Source organism: Elizabethkingia argenteiflava (assembly GCF_009904105.1).
Classification (GTDB): Bacteria; Bacteroidota; Bacteroidia; order Flavobacteriales; family Weeksellaceae; genus Elizabethkingia; species Elizabethkingia argenteiflava.
In genome coordinates this window covers 1-5,211 of sequence record NZ_JAAABJ010000593.1, presented here as the reverse complement: position 1 = coordinate 5,211, position 5,211 = coordinate 1, and the positions used below count along the sequence as shown (strand labels likewise).

Genomic DNA, 5,211 nt, shown 5'->3' with positions numbered 1-5,211 from the left:
TATGCAAAGGTTTCTTAAAAATAAAAACTGGCGGCGACCTACTCTCCCGCTTGCGCAGTACCATCGGCGCTGGTGGGCTTAACTTCTGTGTTCGGAATGGGAACAGGTGAGCCCCACCGCTATAACCACCCTAAAGTCTGGTATATATAAGACTTATCATATATGAACGATATAATCATTATACGTCATAAACAATTAAGCCATATAATCGGTAATATACATCACAAAGGCATAACCTTGTAAGCACTCCTTAAAGTTACTAAGCGATACGAATATCTTTATTAGACTATAAATCTACGGGTAATTAGTACTACTCGGCTATGACATTACTGCCTTTACACCTGTAGCCTATCAACGTCGTAATCTTCAACGACCCTTAAAAGATGTCTCATCTTGAGGCGAGTTTCGCACTTATATGCTTTCAGTGCTTATCTCTTCCAAACTTAGCTACTCAGCGGTGCACCTGGCGGTACAACTGATACACCAGAGGTTTGTTCAATTCGGTCCTCTCGTACTAGAATCAAGCCCTCTCAAACATCTAACGCCCGCAATAGATAGAGACCGAACTGTCTCACGACGTTCTGAACCCAGCTCGCGTGCCACTTTAATGGGCGAACAGCCCAACCCTTGGGACCTTCTCCAGCCCCAGGATGTGACGAGCCGACATCGAGGTGCCGAACCTCCCCGTCGATGTGAGCTCTTGGGGGAGACTAGCCTGTTATCCCCGGAGTACCTTTTATCCTATGAGCGATGGCCCTTCCATACGGAACCACCGGATCACTATGTCCTGCTTTCGCACCTGATCGACTTGTAGGTCTCACAGTCAAGCACCCTTATGCCATTACACTCTACGCACGGTTACCAAGCGTGCTGAGGGTACCTTTGAAAGCCTCCGTTACTCTTTTGGAGGCGACCACCCCAGTCAAACTACCCACCACGCAATGTCCTTCTGTAAGAAGTTAGGCTCCAAGTAAATAAAGGGTGGTATTTCAACAGCGGCTCCTCTATCACTAGCGTGACAGATTCATAGCCTCCCACCTATCCTACACATTATTTACTCGAAGTCAATACGAAGTTATAGTAAAGGTTCACAGGGTCTTTTCGTCCCATTGCGGGTAATCGGCATCTTCACCGATACTACAATTTCACCGAGCTCGTGGCTGAGACAGTGCCCAGATCGTTACACCATTCGTGCAGGTCGGAACTTACCCGACAAGGAATTTCGCTACCTTAGGACCGTTATAGTTACGGCCGCCGTTTACTGGGGCTTCAGTCAATGCCTTCGAACGAATTCTAAGCACCTTCCTTAACCTTCCAGCACCGGGCAGGTGTCAGACCCTATACTGCATCTTTCGATTTTGCAGAGTCCTGTGTTTTTGATAAACAGTCGCCTGGGCCTCTTCACTGCGGCCTCCCCGGAGGGAGGCGTCTCTTCTTCCGAAGTTACGAGACTATTTTGCCTAGTTCCTTAGCCACGACTCACTCGAGCACCTTAGGATTCTCTCCTCGACTACCTGTGTCGGTTTTGGTACGGGCGGTATATTTCGCTTTTCTTGGAAGCGGGTCCCCAGGATTATCAGCGCTTCCGTAGATTTGCTGTACTATCGTAACCTCACAGTTACTTCAACGTACTATTCCGTCAGTACGCACCTAGTTCCCAACTCCGTCACTTTTATTAATATACCGGTACGGGAATATTAACCCGTTGTCCATCCACTACGCCTCTCGGCTTCGCGTTAGGACCCGACTAACCCTCAGCTGATTAGCATGGCTGAGGAAACCTTAGTCTTTCGGTGAGGGGGTTTCTCGCCCCCTTTATCGTTACTTATGCCTACATTTTCTTTTCTATCCGCTCCACAAGACCTCACGATCCTGCTTCGGCGCAAATAGAATGCTCCCCTACCCAGTATATATACTGCCATAGCTTCGGTAATATGCTTATGCCCGATTATTATCCATGCCGGACCGCTCGACTAGTGAGCTGTTACGCACTCTTTAAATGAATGGCTGCTTCCAAGCCAACATCCTAGCTGTCTGTGCAGTCCAACCGCGTTCTTTCAACTTAGCATATATTTCGGGACCTTAGCTGGTGGTCCGGGTTCTTTCCCTCTCGGACATGGACCTTAGCACCCATGCCCTCACTGCCGACCATCATTTATTAGCATTCGGAGTTTGTCAGGAATTGGTAGGCGATGAAACCCCCGCATCCAATCAGTAGCTCTACCTCTAATAAACTAAATCGACGCTGCACCTAAATGCATTTCGGGGAGTACGAGCTATCTCCCAGTTTGATTGGCCTTTCACCCCTACCCACAGGTCATCCGAAGACTTTTCAACGTCAACCGGTTCGGTCCTCCACTTTGTGTTACCAAAGCTTCAACCTGCCCATGGGTAGATCACAAGGTTTCGCGTCTAATCCCACTAACTCAGCGCCCTATTCAGACTCGCTTTCGCTACGGCTCCGGACCTTAAGTCCTTAACCTCGCTAGTAAAATTAACTCGTAGGCTCATTATGCAAAAGGCACGCCGTCACAGATTATCTCTGCTCCGACCGCTTGTAGGCGTACGGTTTCAGGTTCTGTTTCACCCTTCTATTCGAAGTGCTTTTCACCTTTCCTTCACAGTACTTGTTCACTATCGGTCTTTCAGGAGTATTTAGCCTTGGAGGATGGTCCCCCCATGTTCAGACAGGATTTCACGTGTCCCGCCCTACTCTTTTATCATCTATATATCCCTTTCAAGTACGGGGCTATCACCCTCTACGGCAGTACTTTCCAGTACTTTCCTCTAAAAATATATAAACTTTTGGGCTAATCCGCTTTCGCTCGCCACTACTTACGGAATCTCTTCGATTTCTTTTCCTCCGGGTACTTAGATGTTTCAGTTCTCCGGGTTTGCTCCTCTTGCGAGGTGACATGTCTTCAACATGCCGGGTTGCCCCATTCGGACATCTACGGATCAATTCGTGTGTGCCAATCCCCGTAGCTTTTCGCAGCTTACCACGTCCTTCTTCGCCTCTGAAAGCCTAGGCATCCGCCATACGCCCTTAACGATTTCTTTTCTAATTTTTACTCCGCACTCTAGGAGTGCTCGGTTATCTCTTTGTGATGTCTTTACCGTTAATGTCAATGATCTTTTTTGCTCTCTGAGCTATATTATCCGAATATTGTATTTGGCTCTATTCGTATATTTATAATATATCTCACAGTGGTGGAGAATAAGGGAGTCGAACCCTTGACCTCCTGCGTGCAAGGCAGGCGCTCTAGCCAGCTGAGCTAATTCCCCTCTCTAAATTAGTAGTCTCGGGCAGGCTCGAACTGCCGACCTCTACATTATCAGTGTAGCGCTCTAACCAGCTGAGCTACGAGACTGTATTAATCTCTTCCCTGTACTAATTTAAGGGGTATATTTTTTTTTTGAAATCACAACCAAATAAAAACCAAAGCTTTGCTTCGTTTAAGTGTTGTCACTACTAAGTGACTGTTTTGTTTTTCGTCTTGTAGACGCTCTAAAATGAGATGTTCCAGCCGCACCTTCCGGTACGGCTACCTTGTTACGACTTAGCCCTAGTTACTAGTTTTACCCTAGGCAGCTCCTTTTACGGTCACCGACTTCAGGTACCCCCAGCTTCCATGGCTTGACGGGCGGTGTGTACAAGGCCCGGGAACGTATTCACCGCGCCATGGCTGATGCGCGATTACTAGCGATTCCAGCTTCATAGAGTCGAGTTGCAGACTCCAATCCGAACTGAGACCGGCTTTCGAGATTTGCATCCAGTCACCTGGTAGCTGCCCTCTGTACCGGCCATTGTAGCACGTGTGTGGCCCAAGACGTAAGGGCCGTGATGATTTGACGTCATCCCCACCTTCCTCTCTACTTGCGTAGGCAGTCTCACTAGAGTCCTCAACTAAATGTTAGCAACTAGTGACAGGGGTTGCGCTCGTTGCAGGACTTAACCTAACACCTCACGGCACGAGCTGACGACAACCATGCAGCACCTTGAAAAATGTCCGAAGAAAACTCTATCTCTAAAGCTGTCATTTCCCATTTAAGTCTTGGTAAGGTTCCTCGCGTATCATCGAATTAAACCACATGCTCCACCGCTTGTGCGGGCCCCCGTCAATTCCTTTGAGTTTCATTCTTGCGAACGTACTCCCCAGGTGGATTACTTATCACTTTCGCTTAGTCTCTGAATCCTAAAACCCAAAAACGAGTAATCATCGTTTACGGCGTGGACTACCAGGGTATCTAATCCTGTTCGCTCCCCACGCTTTCGTCCCTCAGCGTCAGTTAAGACTTAGTGACATGCCTTCGCAATCGGTGTTCTGAGTAATATCTATGCATTTCACCGCTACACTACTCATTCCAGCCACTTCAATCTTACTCAAGACTTGCAGTATCAATGGCAGTTCGACAGTTAAGCTGTCGGATTTCACCACTGACTTACAAATCCGCCTACGGACCCTTTAAACCCAATAAATCCGGATAACGCTTGCACCCTCCGTATTACCGCGGCTGCTGGCACGGAGTTAGCCGGTGCTTATTCTTCTAGTACCTTCAACTACTTACACGTAAGTAGGTTTATTCCTAGATAAAAGCAGTTTACAACCCATAGGGCCGTCATCCTGCACGCGGGATGGCTGGATCAGGCTTGCACCCATTGTCCAATATTCCTCACTGCTGCCTCCCGTAGGAGTCTGGTCCGTGTCTCAGTACCAGTGTGGGGGATCACCCTCTCAGGCCCCCTAAAGATCATCGCCTTGGTGAGCCGTTACCTCTCCAACTAGCTAATCTTGCGCGTGCCCATCCTTATCCACCGTAGTTTTCAATATATCAAGATGCCTTAATATATATTATGGGGTGTTAATCTTCCTTTCGAAAGGCTATCCCCCTGATAAGGGCAGGTTGCACACGTGTTCCGCACCCGTTCGCCGCTCTCTAGATCCCGAAGAATCTATACCGCTCGGCTTGCATGTGTTAGGCCTCCCGCTAGCGTTCATCCTGAGCCAGGATCAAACTCTCCATTGTATGTTTGTTTCCCTTAAACTCAACTCAATTTAAAATTGACGCTTTGGTTTTTCCTTACTTGGTTGTTATTTCTTTATTTCAATGATCTTATACTCTTTTCGCTTCCAACAAAAACTCTCTGTCGTTGTTCCTGTTTTGCGAGTGCAAAGATAAAAACTTTTTTCGAATTAGCAAAACTTTTTT

General features: G+C 47.6%; 2 tRNA genes and 3 rRNA genes. All 5 read right to left on the bottom strand.

The features are described 5' to 3' along the window. Positions 1–25 precede the first annotated feature (25 nt). Positions 26–133, bottom strand: a 5S ribosomal RNA gene (gene rrf / locus GNY06_RS09830). Between the two features lie 151 nt (positions 134–284). Continuing rightward, positions 285–3,060, bottom strand: a 23S ribosomal RNA gene (locus GNY06_RS09825). A 148-nt stretch (positions 3,061–3,208) separates the two neighbouring features. Further along, positions 3,209–3,285: transfer RNA gene (locus tag GNY06_RS09820), tRNA-Ala, on the bottom strand. A 12-nt stretch (positions 3,286–3,297) separates the two neighbouring features. Continuing rightward, positions 3,298–3,371 (bottom strand) — tRNA-Ile (locus GNY06_RS09815). 140 nt (positions 3,372–3,511) lie between these two features. Beyond that, positions 3,512–5,028 (bottom strand): 16S ribosomal RNA (locus GNY06_RS09810). The 16S, 23S and 5S rRNA genes sit together here with 2 tRNA genes alongside, the layout of an rRNA operon. Positions 5,029–5,211 lie beyond the last annotated feature (183 nt).